The sequence below is a fragment of the Mycobacterium sp. NGS49 genome, assembly GCF_059812565.1.
On the sequence record NZ_JCALCX010000013.1, the window covers coordinates 77,983 to 92,331 of the forward strand.

The window sequence follows — 14,349 nt, forward strand, 5'->3', positions numbered from 1 at the left end:
CGGCGTGGCGGGCCGGGTGGTTGCTGGCGCTAGGCTACCGATCGATGACCGCACCGCTGGCGCCCAGCAGCGACCTCGACGCCTTGCTGCGCCGGGTCGCGCGGGGAGACAACTCCGCTTTCGCCGCGTTCTACGACCACACGAAGTCACGGGTGTACGGGCTGGTGGCCAGGGTGTTGCGTGACGCCGGGTACAGCGAAGAGACCACCCAGGAGATTTATCTCGAGGTGTGGCGGACCGCTGCGGAATTCGACCCCGCCAAGGGGTCGGCACTGGCATGGCTGCTGACCATGACTCACCGGCGCGCGATCGACCGGGTGCGCAGCGAACAAGCGGGCACTGCGCGCGAATCACGGTACGGCATCGCCAATGTCGAGACGGCGACCGACGTGGTCGCGGATTCGGCGATAGCGGGCGACGAGCGCCGCCGCGTGGCACACTGCCTGGAGTCGCTGACCGACACACAGCGCCAGTGCATCGAGCTGGCCTACTATGGCGGACTCACCTATGCCGAAGTGTCGCAGCGGTTGGCCGCGAACCTGTCGACCGTCAAGTCGCGCATGCGCGATGCGCTGCGGGGCCTGCGCAATTGCCTGGATGCACCATGACCGACCCGACCGATTTCGAGCTCCTCGAACTGGCGACGCCGTACGCCCTGCACGCGGTGTCGGATGAAGAACGCGTCGAGATCGACCGTCGGGTTGCGGCCGCGCCGGCGCCGATAGCCGCAGCCTTCAACGACGAGGTCCGCGCCGTCCGCGAGACGATGGCGGTGCTGGCATCGTCGAGTATCGCCGAACCGCCGGATCAGCTGCGGGCCGCGGTGCTGGCCCTGACCGCACCGGTGACCATACCGGCGATCCACCAATCACGTTGGCGCACAGCAGTTTTTGCTGCCGCCGCAGCGATTGCCGTGGGATTGGGGGCGTTCGGCATCGGGGTGGCGATGCGGCCGTCGCCGCCGCAGACGGTGGCCGAGCAGGTGCTCGCCGCACCCGATGTGCGCACCGTCTCCGGTCCGCTGGGTCCGGGGACGGCCACGGTGATGTTCTCGCGTGATCGCAACGCCGGCGTGTTGGTGATGAACAATGTGCCGCCACCCTCGCCCGGCACCGTGTATCAGATGTGGTTGCTCGGCGCCGACGGCCCGACGTCGGCCGGAACCATGGGAACGGCGGCCGTCTCGCCGTCGACCAAGGCGACCCTGGACAACCTGGGCGGGTCCACCGCGCTGGCGTTCACTGTCGAACCCGGTACCGGATCGCCGCAGCCGACCGGTGCCATCCTGGCGAAGTTACCGCTGCGCTGAAGCCTTTTTCCGGAACAGTCCGCCGACCATTGCGCCCAGGACGCCGAGCGCCACCAGCGCCGCACCGCTGACCAGCGTCAGGTTGAGCCACAGATGCAGACTGTCTTCGGCGCGCCCTACCATCACATCGGCCATTTGACGGACGTCCCCGGTGGTCCGGTTGAGGGCCTCGTTGATCCGCCGTCCGGCGACCTCCACCCCCGCCCAGCCGGCCGCCCCGACCAGCAGCGCCGAGCTGCCCAGGGCGGTCAGCGCCCGGCCGCGGCGGCGGGCGGTGACGAGCGTCAGCACCGCGAAGACAGCGGTCAGGCCCGTCGCGCCGACGCTCGCCCACGGCCCCCACACCGCGGCCCGGTGCAATTGCCCCTGCCGTAACGGCTGGCCGGCCGATACCGTCAGCGGGACCTTCAGCGTCGCGGGCACCTGCACGTTGTAAGCGTTCAGCTGCTGCTGGATGGCGGTGTCCTTGAGCATGGGGGCAACGTCGAGGACCCATTGCTCGTTGCCGCCGGACTGCGGCGGGCCGAACAACCAGCCGTGCGCGGCCCGGTTCACCCGGGCGAACAGCGGCGGAAACGCCGAACCGGCCGTGAACGCCGCAGCCACGTCGTGCACCGTCGAACTGTCGACGGGATTGCGACTGTTGCTTCGTTCATTGATCAGCGCCGTCGCGCGGGTGGTCAGCTCCGAAGCCATCGCCGACTGCAGTGCCGGATCGTGCGCGGCTTGTTCGGCCAGCGCACTGTAGCCGTCCTCGTCCACGATCGTCGTCTGCGCCCAGCAGGCCGGAACCGCCACCGCCAACCCTGCGGTGGCGACCAGCCAGCACAACACCATCGCGAGGAAACGCACGGGTTGGAACCCTACTGGGCGATCCCCCGCAGATAGGCAGCCTGCCCGAGATGTTGCGCACAGTCGTCGATGATGCTGACCAGCCGCGCGCTGGCGGTCACCGGCGGATCCCAGTTCGTGTCGACCACCCGGGCCAGCTCGTCGGGGGTGACCGTCTCGACGTACTCGATCGTCAGCAGGTGCACCGCGTGGTAGTAGCCCAGCAGCATGTCCACGGGTGGGCGGACCTTCGCCACCTCGCCGGGCCCATGCCCGTAGCCGGTGTCGTTGCGCGGCAGGTCGAGGTTGAACCGGTCCACCCAGCCCTCGCCGGTCCAGGCCTGAGCTACGCCGGCCACGTCGGCCACCTGCAGGTCCTGGACCCGGGCACTGTGCCAGAGCAGCCACGCGATGCTGTTGGCAATCTCGGTCGGCCGGTAATCGGCAACCTCCTCGGTGAGACCGTGACACACATCGCCGACGTGTTCGATCAAGCGGGTGAAAGCGTCACGCAGGAGTTCCCGAACGGCAGCGGCTTCGGAAGTCGGCATAATCCCGACCCTACGGGGCGCCGTGCCACACCGCTTCCACGTTGTTGCCGTCCGGGTCGCGGACGAAGGCACCGAAATAGCCCGGGTGGTACTCCGGCCACAGCCGCGGGGCATGAAGCGACTCGGCTCCCAGACCCACCGCCGCGTCGTGGAACGCGCGCACTGCGGCCTCGTCGGCCGCCTGGAACGCGATATGGACTTCCCGATTGGGCCCCATGCCCGTTGCGTCGGCGATCCAGAATGCGGGTTGCCCGTCACGTCCGTACCCGATGGCCTCGCCGAAATCCATCTGGCGCGAGTACCCGAGCACGCCCAGGACGGTGTCATAGAACTGCTGCGATTTGGCGTACTCACCACAATTGATGCCGAAGTGATCGATCATGGCAGCGATCCTGGCACGACCCACCGACACGGCCGTAGATTATTTAGATGACCTACGACCTTCTGATCCGCAACGGCACCATCGTGGACGGACTGGGTGGTGAACCTTACGTAGGTGACGTAGCCGTCCGAGGCGGGGTCATCGCGGCGGTCGGCGACCTGAACGGTGCCGAGGCGCGGCGACAAATCGACGCGACCGGCCTGCTGGTCACGCCGGGCTTCGTCGACCTGCACACCCACTACGACGGCCAGGCCATCTGGTCGGACCGGTTGACGCCGTCGTCTGCACACGGGGTGACCACGGTGGTGATGGGCAATTGCGGGGTGGGATTCGCGCCCTGCCGGCAGGCAGACCATGATGTGCTCGTCGACGTCATGGCCGGCGTCGAAGACATCCCCGGGGTGGTGATGACCGACGGGCTGCCGTGGACCTGGGAGACGTTCCCCGAATATCTGGACGCGCTGGACGCGGGCAAACGCGACATCGACGTGGCCGCCTACCTGCCGCATTCCCCGCTGCGCGTCTACGTGATGGGCCAGCGCGGCGCCGACCGGGAGCCGGCCACGGCCGAAGACCTGGCCAGGATGCGGGCGCTGGCGACCGAAGCCATGGAGGTGGGGGCGCTGGGCTTCGCCTCCTCCCGGCTCACCATCCACAAGACCGAGAGCGGCGCACCGATCCCCAGCTACGACGCGGCCCGCGAAGAGCTCGAGGAGATCGCCCGGGGCGTGGTCGACGGCGGCGGTGGGCTGCTGCAGTTCGTACCCGACATCCCGGCCGGGGGCTACCAGCCCGTGCTGCAGACGGTGTTCGACGTCGCCGAGGACGTCGGCCTGCCGGTCACTTTCACCCTGGTCGTGGGCAACGCGGGGGATCCGACATGGCCGGACGCCATCACGATGATCGAGAAGGCCAATGCGGCCGCGGGCGGCGAGATCCGGGTCTGCGCGCAGTTGCTGCCCCGGCCGATCGGGCTGATCATCGGGTTGCAGCTGACGGCCAACCCGTTCGTGCTCTACCCGAGCTACCGGGAGATCGCGCACCTGCCGCTGGCCGAACGGGTAGCCGAGATGCGCAAGCCGCAGGTGCGCGCCCGCATCCTGGCCGACCAGCCGGGTGAAGGTCACCCCATCCTGTTTGTGGCCCAGTTGTGGGACTGGATCTTCCCGTTGGACGACAACCCCAACTACGAGCCCGACCCGTCCGACAGCATCGGCGCCCGCGCCCGGGCCCGCGGCGTCGACCCGCGGGAGGAGGCCTATGACCGGCTGCTCGACGACGATGGCCGGGCCATGCTGCTGGTGGCCACCAGCAACCTGGAGAACAACTCGCTGGACACCGTCGGCAAACTTCTGCACCGCGACGACGTGGTACTCGGGCTGGGCGACGGAGGTGCCCATTACGGCATGATCTGCGACGCCAGCTACTCCACCTACTTCCTGGCGCACTGGGCGCGTGACCGCGAAACCGGGCGATTCAGCGTCGCCGAAGCCGTCCGCGAACTCACTTCCGTACCGGCCCGGATCGCCGGGCTGGCCGACCGTGGGCGCATCGCCGCCGGCTTCAAGGCCGATCTGAACGTCATCGATCACGCCGCGCTGCGGCTGCACAAGCCGGTCATCGTCCACGACCTCCCGGCCGGCGGGCGCAGGCTGGACCAGACCGCCGAGGGCTACGCCGCCACCGTGGTTTCCGGTGAAGTGATCGCCGAGAACGGCGTGCCGACCGCCGCCCGCCCGGGAAAGCTGGTTCGCGGCCGGCAGCCGGCACCCGTTCCCGGTTGACGGGCCGCTGCGAATTAACGGTAGCGGGTTACCCGATACGCCCACGGTAATGGGCTCTGCCGGGTAAGTTTGGGTGGTGACAAGCCCGCATTTCGCGTGGTTGCCGCCAGAGATTAACTCGGCATTAATGTTCGCCGGTCCCGGTGCGGGACCGCTACTTTCTGCTGCCTCCGCTTGGGGCAGTCTGGCCGAAGATCTCGCTTCAGCGGTGTCGTCATTCAGTGCCGTTACTCAGGAATTGACCAGTGGCTCGTGGCAGGGTGCTTCCGCGGCCGCCATGATGGTTGTCGCCACCCAGTACATGAGTTGGCTCAGTGCGGCGGCGGTCCAGGCCGAGCACGCGGCCGCGCAAGCCGCCGCCACGGCGACCGCCTTCGAGACAGCGGTGGCCGCCACCGTGCAACCGGCAGTGGTCGCGGCCAACCGCGGCCTCGTGCAGATGCTGGCCGCCACGAACTTCTTCGGCATGAACTGGCCGGCCATCATGGACACCGAATCGGCCTACGAGCAAATGTGGGCGCTGGACGTGGCGGCCATGGCGAACTACCACTTCGATGCGTCGGCGGCGGCCGCCCAGCTGGCGCCATGGCAGCAGGTGCTGCGCAACCTAGGCATCGACCTCGGCAAGAACGGCCAGATCAACTTCGGCTTCGGCAACACCGGCAGCGGAAACATCGGCAACAACAACGTCGGCAACTACAACCTGGGCATCGGCAACACCGGCAGCAACAATTTCGGCGCCGGCAACACCGGCAGCGGCAACCTCGGCATCGGCAACACCGGCAATAACAACCTGGGCTTCGGCAATCTGGGCAACAGCAACGTCGGGCTGGGCAACACGGGCAGCGATGCCTTCGGCATGGGCCTGAGCGGCGACGGGAAGTTCGGGTTCGGCGGGTTCAACTCCGGTACCGGCAACACCGGGCTGGGGAATTCGGGCACGGGCAACACCGGGTTCTTCAACTCGGGTGACGGGAATTTCGGCCTCGGCAACTCGGGTTCGCTCAATACCGGCCTCGGCAACTCGGGCAGCGTCAACACCGGCTTCGGCGGCTCGATGGGCTACCTGGGCTCGGGGTTCCAGAACGCCGGTGTGGGCGCTGCCGGCCTGGAAGCGGGACTGGCCAACTCCGCCCACTACGCCACCGGCGGCCTCGGTACGGCTGCGTTGAGCTCGGGGCTGCTCAGCTCGGCCCTGGCCAACACGGGCGGGCTGCACACCGGCCTGGCGGGCGCGTTGAACTCCGGCCTGAGCAGCTCTCCGGTTGTCGCCCCCGCCTCGGCCCCGGCCGTCGACAGCGGGCCTGGCTCCGTCACCGCGAACCCGACCAGCAGCGCGGCTGCCAACTCGGGCCTGAGAACGTCTGCCGGCACCCCGGTGACGGGTTTCGTCAACCCCTCCCCCAGTGACCCCGCGGTGCGGACCACGCTCGGCCGTGAGCCTGGTATCGGCGCCCCGAGCCTGCCGAATTCGGGCATCCCGAAGTCGAACTTCTACCCGCCGGCCGAGCGCGACACCGGTGACCAGAGCAGGGTCATCCAGTTCCCGATCCGAACCGAGTAGCCGCGCGCCTATCCTCGACCCATGGCAGCAAAGACCAGCAAGCCGGTCGACTTCCAGCGGTTGGCCGACGCCTTGCCGAATTTCCCGTTCGCCTACCTGATCACCGTCGACGACGGCTACCGTGTCCACACGGTGACCGTCAAGCCGGTGCTGCGTGATCTCGCCGGGCTCGATGTCGGTCTGATCGGTGGGGGCACCCGTACCAACCTGGCGCACCGTGCCGACGTGACCCTGGTGTGGCCACCGCCTGAACCGGGCGGTTACTCGCTGATCGTGGACGGCCGCGCCGAAATCGCCGTGGCGGGCGAGGAGACGGTGCGCTGTACCGTGACGCCCACGCGCGCCCTGCTGCACCGTAACGCCGACTCGCCCGAGGCGGCGAAAGGCTGCCTGCACGACTGCGTGGTGTTCACGCTGCCGGGCGACCCGCAACCGTAGGCGTCCGCTCACAATGCTGGAGAGCGGAGTGTGATCACCCTTGACCGCCTGGTAAACGTGCTGGGCAGTTACGGGGTTCGGCTGCGGTGGTCGTCGGTTCAGAGATCGGCCGAACTTCGCAGCGTCGTGATTCCCGAGGAAACCGGCGGCGCTGCCGTGACCGGCGACATTCTGCTGGCCGTCGGTGCCGGCTCATTCGATCAGGCGATGCAGTGGGCCGCCTCGGCGCATGCCGTTGTCGTGCTGGTGCGCGAGGGTGTGGAGCCGGCGACATGGAACGGTGCCGCGAAGCCCGCCGTGATGCTGGTCGAGAGGTCGCTCCCGTGGAGCGAGTTGGCCGCCGTGGCCTACGGGCTGGTACTCGAGGGCCGCGAGACGGACTCCGGCCGGGGACCCACCGACTTGTTCGCGCTCACCGACAGTCTGGCGGATGCGATCGGCAGTGCAGTGCTCATCCACGACCGGCTGCTGCAGCTGCTGGCCTATTCGCGGCTGCAGCGGCACGCCGACCCGGCGGGGGTGCAAACCATTCTCGGGCGGCAGATGCCGGGGCCGCTGCGGGATTTCTTCGAAGCCCGCGGCGTGTTCGCCCACCTCGCGGTCTCCGATGAGCCCTTGTTCCTCCCGGCGGACGCCGAGCACGGTTTGACCGGCCGGATGGTGGTGGCGGTACGGTCCGGCCGGGAACTCATGGGATCGCTGTGGGCGGCGTGCACTGAACCGCTGGACGGCGCCGCCCGCGCTGCGCTCGCCGATGGCGCGCACACTGTGGCCCTACACCTGTTGCGCTCCCGCGCCAGTGCCGACCTGGAGCGACAGATCGAATCCGAGCTGGTGATCCAGTTGCTGGAGGGCACCGCGGATGCCGCCACGGTGACCAGCAGACTGGGCCTGCCCCACGGCCCGCTTCGGGTGATCGCGGTGCAAGCGTCCATCGGCGCGGAGCGCGATGCCGCGCTGCTGTTGGCTTTCGAGCGCGCCACCGCAGGTTTCGGCTGGTCACGGCCGGGCCGAAGTGCCCTGGTCGGCAGTACCGTGTACACGCTGCTTCCGGGCGGCGAGGCGACGCCGGCCCGTCGGTGGGTGACCGGCCTGCGGGCCGCACTGCCGGACGGCGTGACAGTGGCGGCCGGCATCAGCGGAGCGGCGGAGGTGTCCGACCTCGCCGCCGCCCGGCAGGAGGCCGACGAGTGCCTGGCCCTGCCCGATGTGTCCCCCTGGGGCCCGATCCCTACTTACGACGAGTCGTGGGACGACATCCTGCTGCAGCGGTTGCGCACGGCATCCCGGGCGGGCCGGTTCCCGGATCGCGGACCGGTGGCCGAGCTGCGGCGGCACGACGAGGCCAACGGGACCGACTACGTCGCGACACTGCGGGCGTGGCTGGCGGCCCAGGGTGACCCTGTGGAGGCCGGCAACCGTTTGGGAGTGCACGAGAACACCGTGCGTTACCGGATGCGCAAGATGGCCGAGATCACCAATCTTGCCCTCGACGACACCGAGAAGCGGCTCGCCATGATGATCCAGCTGGCGGCCAGCGCCAACGATTGACCGCCGTCGCTGTCGAATCGCGACAAAGCATCCCTGTGCAATTGTGCGAGCCGGGCAAGTCTGACCTCGGATGGCGACGGCACCCTGGAAGTAGCGATCACGGCGCGGCGGGCACCGCAGTCCATGACTCCCGTTCCCGCCTTCATGCCGAGCAGGCTGCGCGCCTGACCACGCTCACCGCCACGGTGATCGACGCCCCCGCCCGCAGCGATCCCACCATGGTCCGGGCCCGCTGGTTCGCCGCCGGTACCGAACACACCGGAACGGTCAAGGCGCGCATGGCACCCAAACCTGGCGAGACGATCGCGGTCCTGGTCAATCCGGACGGCACCTATGCCGGCTCGCCGCGCATGTCTGCCGCGCGCGGGGCGGTGTTCGTGGCACTGGCGATCTGGTTGAACGTGGCGACCGCCGCGGCGCTGGTGTTCGTGGGCGTCCGGAAGGCGCTCAACCGCGCCCGGCTGGCCCGCTGGCAGCCCGAGTTGGTCCACACCGCCCGCAACGGCCGCCTCGGCCGGTCCTGACGCATCGCAGCTTCGCCGCAAGCGTGTTGTCGGCTGGCGACAACCAACCGCTGCGCCCTTGTTGGGGTACTGCAAACACTGAGCTTCCAAGAATGGGAACCATGGAATTACCAGGATTTTTCGGAGCATCGCCCCAGCGCGGGCCACCGAGTCGTCAGGGGCGGTTGCTGTTGTCCGGCCCGCCCCTGGCGACGACAACCTAGAGAGGAAGGGACACCGAAATGGCTGTCAACCAACGCGTCTGGATGACGCATCAACACGGCAGGGATGAAAGCACGGATCCCGTCGTCGGGCGTTCGGCACCCGGCGCCAGTGACATCGCTGAAAGCGGCGTGGTGGTGACCGTGCGTTACGACGACACCGGCGAGACCGAAACGTTCGTGCTCGGAAGGCGTTTCGGCGACTGCACCGACCTGCCGGTCTACTCCACGCTGTCACCGCTGGGCCGCGCGGTCACCGGCGCACGTCCAGGGGAGCAGCGCATGTGCATGATCCCGCAAGAAGCACGCCCCGTATTCGTGACCGTCCTGTCGACGGAGCCCTGTCGCGGGCGCAGCGCAGCAGGCAGGAGCTGAAATGCCGCACACACCACGTCATCGGCTCGCGGTGCTACTCGGAACGGTTGTGGCCGCAGCGCTTTTCACGCCGATTCAGCCGGCCAGGGCGCACACGCGCGAGCCCGCGACGTTGCCACCCCTGGTCACCCACTACGGTGCGATCGCCTACGGCGACGACGGATCGGCGGGCACGGCCCGTCGCCACCTGTCCAAACTCGGTGCACAGCAACAGGCTCTGCAACGATGCGGTGACAGCAGCTGCAAGGTCGTCAGCACCTTCACTCGTTGCGGTGCGGTCGCTCACGACGGCGCTTCGTATCACGGCGGCGTGGGGGTCTCCCGCGGAATGGCCGAAGCCCGTGCCATCTCCCGGCTCGGCGGCGGCTGGATCGTCGACTGGGCCTGCAACTAGGCGGCGCGGGGTGACCCGGCCTTGCTTCGCCGGCCACGCAGCCACCTGATCAGTTCGATGATCCCGGCGAAGACCAGCGCCACGCCGAACGACACCGCGAACGCCACCAGCGGTCGGTCCTCGAAGGTATGCCCACCGACGAAGCCGATCAGCGTGCTCACTGTCGCCCAGAGGACGACGCCGATGCCGTCGTAGACCAGGAACTGGCGGTAGGGAAACTCGAGGACGCCGCAGGAGATCGTCGTCACCGTGCGGCCGCCGGGGATGAAACGCGCGACGACCACCAGTGGGCCGCCGTGCCGGTCAAGTTCCCGATGTGCCCAGGCCAGGCGCCGTTCGCCGTTACGCCCGCGGGCGAGCCAGCGCCGGGCCCAGTCGTCGGCCGAGTGGCCCAGTCCGTACGCGACATTGTCCCCGGCGAAGGCGCCGACCGCCCCCATCAGAATCACCCAGCCCAACGTCATCGAGCCGTCCGCGGCCAGGATCCCGCAAGTGATAAGCACCGTTTCACTCGGGAGAATGGGCAGGACGGCGTCGAACAGGCAGAAGGCCAGAATCAGCGGATACTCCCACCAGGAGTGACCGAGCGCGTCGAGCAGCGAGTTAAACATGGCACGCCGCCGGCACGTTCACGACGTCAACCCTTTGCGGGCGAATTGCTCTGCTTCGCCGCGCTCGACCGCCTCGTCGTGTTTGGCGGCCGCGCGGTCGAGCAGTTCCCGCAGGGCCGGCTCGTCGCGGACCAGCCGGCGGTACTTCGGTCCAAGCGCAAGGATCTGGTCGCGCTCGTCGAGCAGCTTGCGGAAGATGCGTTCGCGTTCGTTGGCGTCGTGGGTGTATTCGGAGTCCAGGTAGGCCGTGGCATGCCGCCGGGCATTGGCGATCGCCGTCGTGGCTTTGCCTTTGCGGCTGAGCAACGACGCCACCACGGTGACTAGCAGCACGCCGACGATCACCGCCAGTGACGTGTAGGTGCTGATCTCCACCACCTTCACCGGCTCACCGCCGTTGATGAACGGCACGTTGTTCTCGTGCAGGGCGTGCAGGATCAGCTTCACCCCGATCACACCGAGGATCGCCGCCAGTCCGTAGGACAGGTAGATGAGCCGGTCCAGCAGGCCGTCCACCAGGAAATAGAGCTGTCGCAGACCGAGCAGCGAGAACGCCGTCGCCGTGAAGACGATATAGACGTGCTGGGTGAGGCCGAAGATGGCGGGGATCGAGTCGAGCGCGAACAAGATGTCGGTGCCACCAAGCGCCACCATGACCAGCAGCATCGGGGTCATGGCACGCTTACCGTCGACCGTGGTGAACAGCTTGTCGCCGTCGTAGTGCTCGCTGGTCCGGATTACCTTCTTCGCGATCCGCACCACGAAGTTGTCCGCCTTCTCGGAGTCGTCGTCGTGGTCGGACTTCAGCACACTGCCGGCGGTGAGCAGCAGGATCAGGCCGAACAGGTAGAAGATCCACGCGAACGCATTGATCAGGGCGGCGCCCAGCAAGATGAACCCGGTCCGGGCGATCAGCGCGATCACGATGCCGACCAGCAGCACCTTCTGCTGATCCTCGCGCGGCACCCGGAAGCTGGCGATGATGACCAGGAACACGAACAGGTTGTCGACCGACAGCGCCTTTTCCGTGACGTACCCGGCGAAGTACTCCGGACCCGCATCACCACTGCCGAACATCAGCAGGCCGACACCGAACAGGATGGCGATGCCGACGTAGGCCGCCGACCACACCGCCGCCTCCCGCAGCGTCGGGACATGAGCCTTACGGACGTGGAAGATGAAGTCGAACGCCAGCAGACCCAAGATGCCTAGGACGGTCAGGGCCCATACCCAGTCAGGAACATCCATCTGCGATCTACTCCGCCCTCATCGAGTTGCCGCCTCCGACCCTATTGCGTTCTAGGTACCCGGTGTTCCTGAAACTAGGCTCACGAAAAAACCCGGCCCCTTGACGAAGGGACCGGGCTCTTTCGTCGACTCTGCTAGAAGTCCATACCGCCCATGCCGCCGGTCGGGTCGCCCGCCGGAGCGGCCGCCTTCTCCGGCTTGTCGGCCACGACGGCCTCGGTGGTCAGGAACAGGCCCGCGATGGACGCCGCGTTCTGCAGCGCCGAACGGGTCACCTTGACCGGGTCGGCGACGCCGGCCTTGAGCAGGTCCTCGTACTCACCGGTGGCGGCGTTCAGGCCGGTTCCGGCGGGCGAGTTGCGGACCTTCTCGGCCACCACACCGGGCTCCAGCCCGGAGTTGAAGGCGATCTGCTTCAGCGGAGCCTCGAGCGCCACCCGCACGATGTTGGCACCGGTGGCCTCGTCGCCCGAGAGGTTCAGCTCGGCCAGGGCCGGAGCCGCCTGCAGCAGCGCCACGCCACCACCGGCGACGATGCCCTCCTCGACGGCCGCCTTGGCGTTGCGGACGGCGTCCTCGATGCGGTGCTTGCGCTCCTTGAGCTCCACCTCGGTGGCCGCTCCGGCCTTGATCACCGCAACACCGCCGGCCAGCTTGGCCAGACGCTCCTGCAGCTTCTCGCGGTCGTAGTCGGAGTCGCTGTTCTCGATCTCGGCACGGATCTGGGCCACCCGGCCGGCGATGGCGTCGGAGTCACCGGCGCCCTCGACGATGGTGGTCTCGTCCTTGGTGATGACGACCTTGCGGGCCTTGCCGAGCAGCGAGACATCAGCCGTCTCGAGGGACAGGCCGACCTCTTCGCTGATGACCTGACCACCGGTGAGGATGGCCATGTCCTGCAGCATCGCCTTGCGGCGGTCACCGAAGCCGGGGGCCTTGACCGCCACCGACTTGAAGGTGCCGCGGATCTTGTTGACGACCAGGGTGGACAGCGCCTCGCCCTCGACGTCCTCGGCGATGATCAGCAGCGGCTTGCCGCCCTGAATGACCTTCTCCAGCAGCGGCAGCAGGTCCTTGACGGTCGACACCTTGCTGGAGACCAGCAGGATGTAGGGGTCCTCCAGGACGGCTTCCTGACGCTCGGCGTCGGTGACGAAGTAGCCCGAGATGTAGCCCTTGTCGAACCGCATGCCCTCGGTGAGCTCGAGCTGCAGGCCGAAGGTGTTGGACTCCTCGACGGTGATGACGCCCTCGTTGCCGACCTTGTCCATCGCCTCGGCGATCAGGTCACCGATCGACTGGTCGCCCGCGGAGATGCCCGCGGTGGCCGCGATCTGCTCCTTGGTCTCGACGTCCTTGGCCGAGCTGAGCAGGGTCTGGGTGACCTTCTCCACGGCCTTCTCGATGCCGCGCTTCAGGCCCAGCGGGTTGGCGCCCGCAGCGACGTTGCGCAGACCCTCCTTGACCAGCGCCTGCGCCAGCACGGTGGCCGTCGTGGTGCCGTCGCCGGCAACGTCGTCGGTCTTCTTGGCGACTTCCTTGACCAGCTCGGCGCCGATCTTCTCGTACGGGTCCTCCAGCTCGATCTCCTTGGCGATGGACACACCATCGTTGGTGATCGTGGGAGCTCCCCACTTCTTCTCCAGGACGACGTTGCGGCCCTTGGGCCCCAGCGTCACCTTTACCGCGTCGGCGAGGGCGTTGAGGCCCCGCTCGAGGCCGCGACGGGCCTCTTCGTCGTACGCAATTGTCTTGGCCATTGCGAAGTGATTCCTCCGGATTGGGAATGAAATGGGGGTCGCGGGTGACGACAACCCCATTACTTACGCTGGCCGGGCGCAGTGCCCGCGACGGACGATCACAGCGTTCTGAGTGCTGGACCTCACCGTCCCGACCTGGCACTCGCCTATGCCGAGTGCCAACGTCATTATTAGCACTCGCCTATGCCGAGTGCAAGAAGACCCGGCCACTAGGGGCGGCCTTTCGCCGTGGGCTGAAGCGTCGGCCGTGAATCTCCCGACGCTCCGCCGGCGTGCCACGTCGTCGAATTCCCAGTGTCGGGTCGCTGCGAGGTTGGGGCAGACTAAGGCGATGTCCCTGGTCGTGCCGCCTTATCCCCCGCCGCGATACCACAAACCGCAACCCGAGGTCAGCGCCCGGCTCAAGCGGGCGGACGAGCCCCCGGACTACGAGAAATTCGGAGTCAGGTACCACTACCTGGCCAATCAGCAGGCCACCGATGGTGACTACGGCCTGTACCGGGTCGACATCGCGCCGGCCGGCGGCGGGCCCGGGCCGCACTTCCACCGCGCGATGTCGGAGGCCTTCTTCGTGCTGAACGGCACCATGCGCCTCTACGACGGCCAGAACTGGGTCGACGGCCATCAGGGCGACTTCCTCTACGTGCCGCCGGGGGGAATCCACGGGTTTCGCAACGAAGTGGACGAACCGGCGTCGATGCTGATGCTCTTCGCACCGGGCGCACCGCGCGAGGCGTACTTCGAGGGCTTCCCGGCGCTGGCCGACATGACCGACGACGAGCGGCGCGAGTGGTTCGCGCGCCACGACAACCACTTCGTGCCGTAGC

The 14,349-nt window shown here is 67.8% G+C and carries 16 protein-coding genes; 10 read left to right on the plus strand and 6 right to left on the minus strand.

Annotated elements, in window-relative coordinates; genetic code table 11:
* The first annotated feature begins 44 nt into the window (after positions 1 to 44).
* Positions 45 to 608, plus strand: coding sequence for a sigma-70 family RNA polymerase sigma factor (locus AC5Y7D_RS15430; RefSeq protein WP_499925405.1), 564 nt, complete (start codon positions 45 to 47; stop codon positions 606 to 608).
* On the plus strand, positions 605 to 1,309 hold the full coding sequence (locus tag AC5Y7D_RS15435) for an anti-sigma factor (protein ID WP_499925407.1): 705 nt from the start codon (positions 605 to 607) through the stop codon (positions 1,307 to 1,309). Before AC5Y7D_RS15430 ends, AC5Y7D_RS15435 begins: the two co-directional genes overlap by 4 nt.
* On the opposite strand, the gene AC5Y7D_RS15440 is transcribed toward AC5Y7D_RS15435, so the two are convergent.
* From AC5Y7D_RS15440 to AC5Y7D_RS15450, 3 genes are read right to left on the minus strand one after another with little or no spacing between them, the layout of a single operon-like run.
* Positions 1,295 to 2,161, minus strand: a complete 867-nt coding sequence (locus AC5Y7D_RS15440) for a hypothetical protein (protein WP_499925408.1) — start codon at positions 2,159 to 2,161, stop codon at positions 1,295 to 1,297. The genes AC5Y7D_RS15435 and AC5Y7D_RS15440 overlap by 15 nt on opposite strands.
* 11 nt (positions 2,162 to 2,172) lie before the next feature.
* A complete protein-coding gene (locus tag AC5Y7D_RS15445) occupies positions 2,173 to 2,691 on the minus strand; it encodes a mycothiol transferase (RefSeq protein WP_499925410.1) in 519 nt (172 codons plus the stop codon).
* 10 nt (positions 2,692 to 2,701) lie between these two features.
* Positions 2,702 to 3,073: a VOC family protein gene (locus AC5Y7D_RS15450; protein WP_499925649.1), complete on the minus strand. Its 372-nt coding sequence runs from the start codon at positions 3,071 to 3,073 to the stop codon at positions 2,702 to 2,704.
* 47 nt (positions 3,074 to 3,120) lie between these two features.
* Here AC5Y7D_RS15450 and AC5Y7D_RS15455 point away from each other — a divergent pair, with 47 nt between their 5' ends.
* From AC5Y7D_RS15455 to AC5Y7D_RS15485, 7 genes are all read left to right on the plus strand, one after another.
* Positions 3,121 to 4,857 carry an N-acyl-D-amino-acid deacylase family protein gene (locus AC5Y7D_RS15455; RefSeq protein ID WP_499925411.1) on the plus strand — a complete coding sequence of 579 codons (1,737 nt, stop codon included), beginning with the start codon at positions 3,121 to 3,123 and terminating at the stop codon, positions 4,855 to 4,857.
* Between the two features lie 76 nt (positions 4,858 to 4,933).
* Positions 4,934 to 6,421 carry a PPE family protein gene (locus AC5Y7D_RS15460; RefSeq protein ID WP_499925413.1) on the plus strand — a complete coding sequence of 496 codons (1,488 nt, stop codon included), beginning with the start codon at positions 4,934 to 4,936 and terminating at the stop codon, positions 6,419 to 6,421.
* 21 nt (positions 6,422 to 6,442) lie between these two features.
* The gene (locus AC5Y7D_RS15465) at positions 6,443 to 6,859 is read left to right on the plus strand and encodes a pyridoxamine 5'-phosphate oxidase family protein (protein ID WP_499925415.1); all 417 of its coding nucleotides are present in this window, start codon (positions 6,443 to 6,445) and stop codon (positions 6,857 to 6,859) included.
* Positions 6,860 to 6,889: 30 nt separating this feature from the next.
* Positions 6,890 to 8,410, plus strand: coding sequence for a PucR family transcriptional regulator (locus AC5Y7D_RS15470; protein ID WP_499925416.1), 1,521 nt, complete (start codon positions 6,890 to 6,892; stop codon positions 8,408 to 8,410).
* A gap of 35 nt (positions 8,411 to 8,445) precedes the next feature.
* Entirely contained in the window at positions 8,446 to 8,934 is a 489-nt protein-coding gene (locus AC5Y7D_RS15475) for an Rv1733c family protein (protein WP_499925418.1), read from the plus strand.
* Positions 8,935 to 9,155: 221 nt separating this feature from the next.
* Complete coding sequence (locus AC5Y7D_RS15480; protein ID WP_499925420.1) at positions 9,156 to 9,509, plus strand: GreA/GreB family elongation factor; 354 nt, start codon at positions 9,156 to 9,158, stop codon at positions 9,507 to 9,509.
* Position 9,510: 1 nt separating this feature from the next.
* Positions 9,511 to 9,903, plus strand: a complete 393-nt coding sequence (locus AC5Y7D_RS15485) for a DUF4189 domain-containing protein (RefSeq protein WP_499925422.1) — start codon at positions 9,511 to 9,513, stop codon at positions 9,901 to 9,903.
* Here the strand turns inward: AC5Y7D_RS15485 and AC5Y7D_RS15490 are convergent.
* The 3 genes from AC5Y7D_RS15490 to groL form a co-directional block, all read right to left on the minus strand.
* Positions 9,900 to 10,514 (minus strand): DedA family protein, encoded by a 615-nt coding sequence (locus AC5Y7D_RS15490; protein WP_499925424.1) that lies wholly within the window; start codon positions 10,512 to 10,514, stop codon positions 9,900 to 9,902. The two genes, AC5Y7D_RS15485 and AC5Y7D_RS15490, sit on opposite strands and share 4 nt — an antisense overlap.
* A gap of 18 nt (positions 10,515 to 10,532) precedes the next feature.
* Positions 10,533 to 11,762 carry a TerC family protein gene (locus AC5Y7D_RS15495; protein WP_499925426.1) on the minus strand — a complete coding sequence of 410 codons (1,230 nt, stop codon included), beginning with the start codon at positions 11,760 to 11,762 and terminating at the stop codon, positions 10,533 to 10,535.
* Between the two features lie 134 nt (positions 11,763 to 11,896).
* Entirely contained in the window at positions 11,897 to 13,522 is a 1,626-nt protein-coding gene (groL, locus tag AC5Y7D_RS15500; protein WP_499925429.1) for a chaperonin GroEL, read from the minus strand.
* Between the two features lie 331 nt (positions 13,523 to 13,853).
* Between groL and AC5Y7D_RS15505 the strand changes: the two genes are divergently transcribed.
* Positions 13,854 to 14,348: a cupin domain-containing protein gene (locus AC5Y7D_RS15505; RefSeq protein ID WP_499925432.1), complete on the plus strand. Its 495-nt coding sequence runs from the start codon at positions 13,854 to 13,856 to the stop codon at positions 14,346 to 14,348.
* Position 14,349: the final 1 nt, after the last annotated feature.

Excerpts from the sequence above, each read along its gene's own strand:
- AC5Y7D_RS15430 (WP_499925405.1), top strand. The coding sequence starts at position 45 with ATGACCGCACCGCTGGCGCCCAGCAGCGACCTCGACGCCTTGCTGCGC.
- AC5Y7D_RS15435 (WP_499925407.1), top strand. The coding sequence starts at position 605 with ATGACCGACCCGACCGATTTCGAGCTCCTCGAACTGGCGACGCCGTAC.
- AC5Y7D_RS15445 (WP_499925410.1), bottom strand. The coding sequence starts at position 2,691 with ATGCCGACTTCCGAAGCCGCTGCCGTTCGGGAACTCCTGCGTGACGCT.
- AC5Y7D_RS15450 (WP_499925649.1), bottom strand. The coding sequence starts at position 3,073 with ATGATCGATCACTTCGGCATCAATTGTGGTGAGTACGCCAAATCGCAG.
- AC5Y7D_RS15455 (WP_499925411.1), top strand. The coding sequence starts at position 3,121 with ATGACCTACGACCTTCTGATCCGCAACGGCACCATCGTGGACGGACTG.
- AC5Y7D_RS15465 (WP_499925415.1), top strand. The coding sequence starts at position 6,443 with ATGGCAGCAAAGACCAGCAAGCCGGTCGACTTCCAGCGGTTGGCCGAC.
- AC5Y7D_RS15480 (WP_499925420.1), top strand. The coding sequence starts at position 9,156 with ATGGCTGTCAACCAACGCGTCTGGATGACGCATCAACACGGCAGGGAT.
- AC5Y7D_RS15485 (WP_499925422.1), top strand. The coding sequence starts at position 9,511 with ATGCCGCACACACCACGTCATCGGCTCGCGGTGCTACTCGGAACGGTT.
- AC5Y7D_RS15490 (WP_499925424.1), bottom strand. The coding sequence starts at position 10,514 with ATGTTTAACTCGCTGCTCGACGCGCTCGGTCACTCCTGGTGGGAGTAT.
- AC5Y7D_RS15495 (WP_499925426.1), bottom strand. The coding sequence starts at position 11,762 with ATGGATGTTCCTGACTGGGTATGGGCCCTGACCGTCCTAGGCATCTTG.
- groL (WP_499925429.1), bottom strand. The coding sequence starts at position 13,522 with ATGGCCAAGACAATTGCGTACGACGAAGAGGCCCGTCGCGGCCTCGAG.
- AC5Y7D_RS15505 (WP_499925432.1), top strand. The coding sequence starts at position 13,854 with ATGTCCCTGGTCGTGCCGCCTTATCCCCCGCCGCGATACCACAAACCG.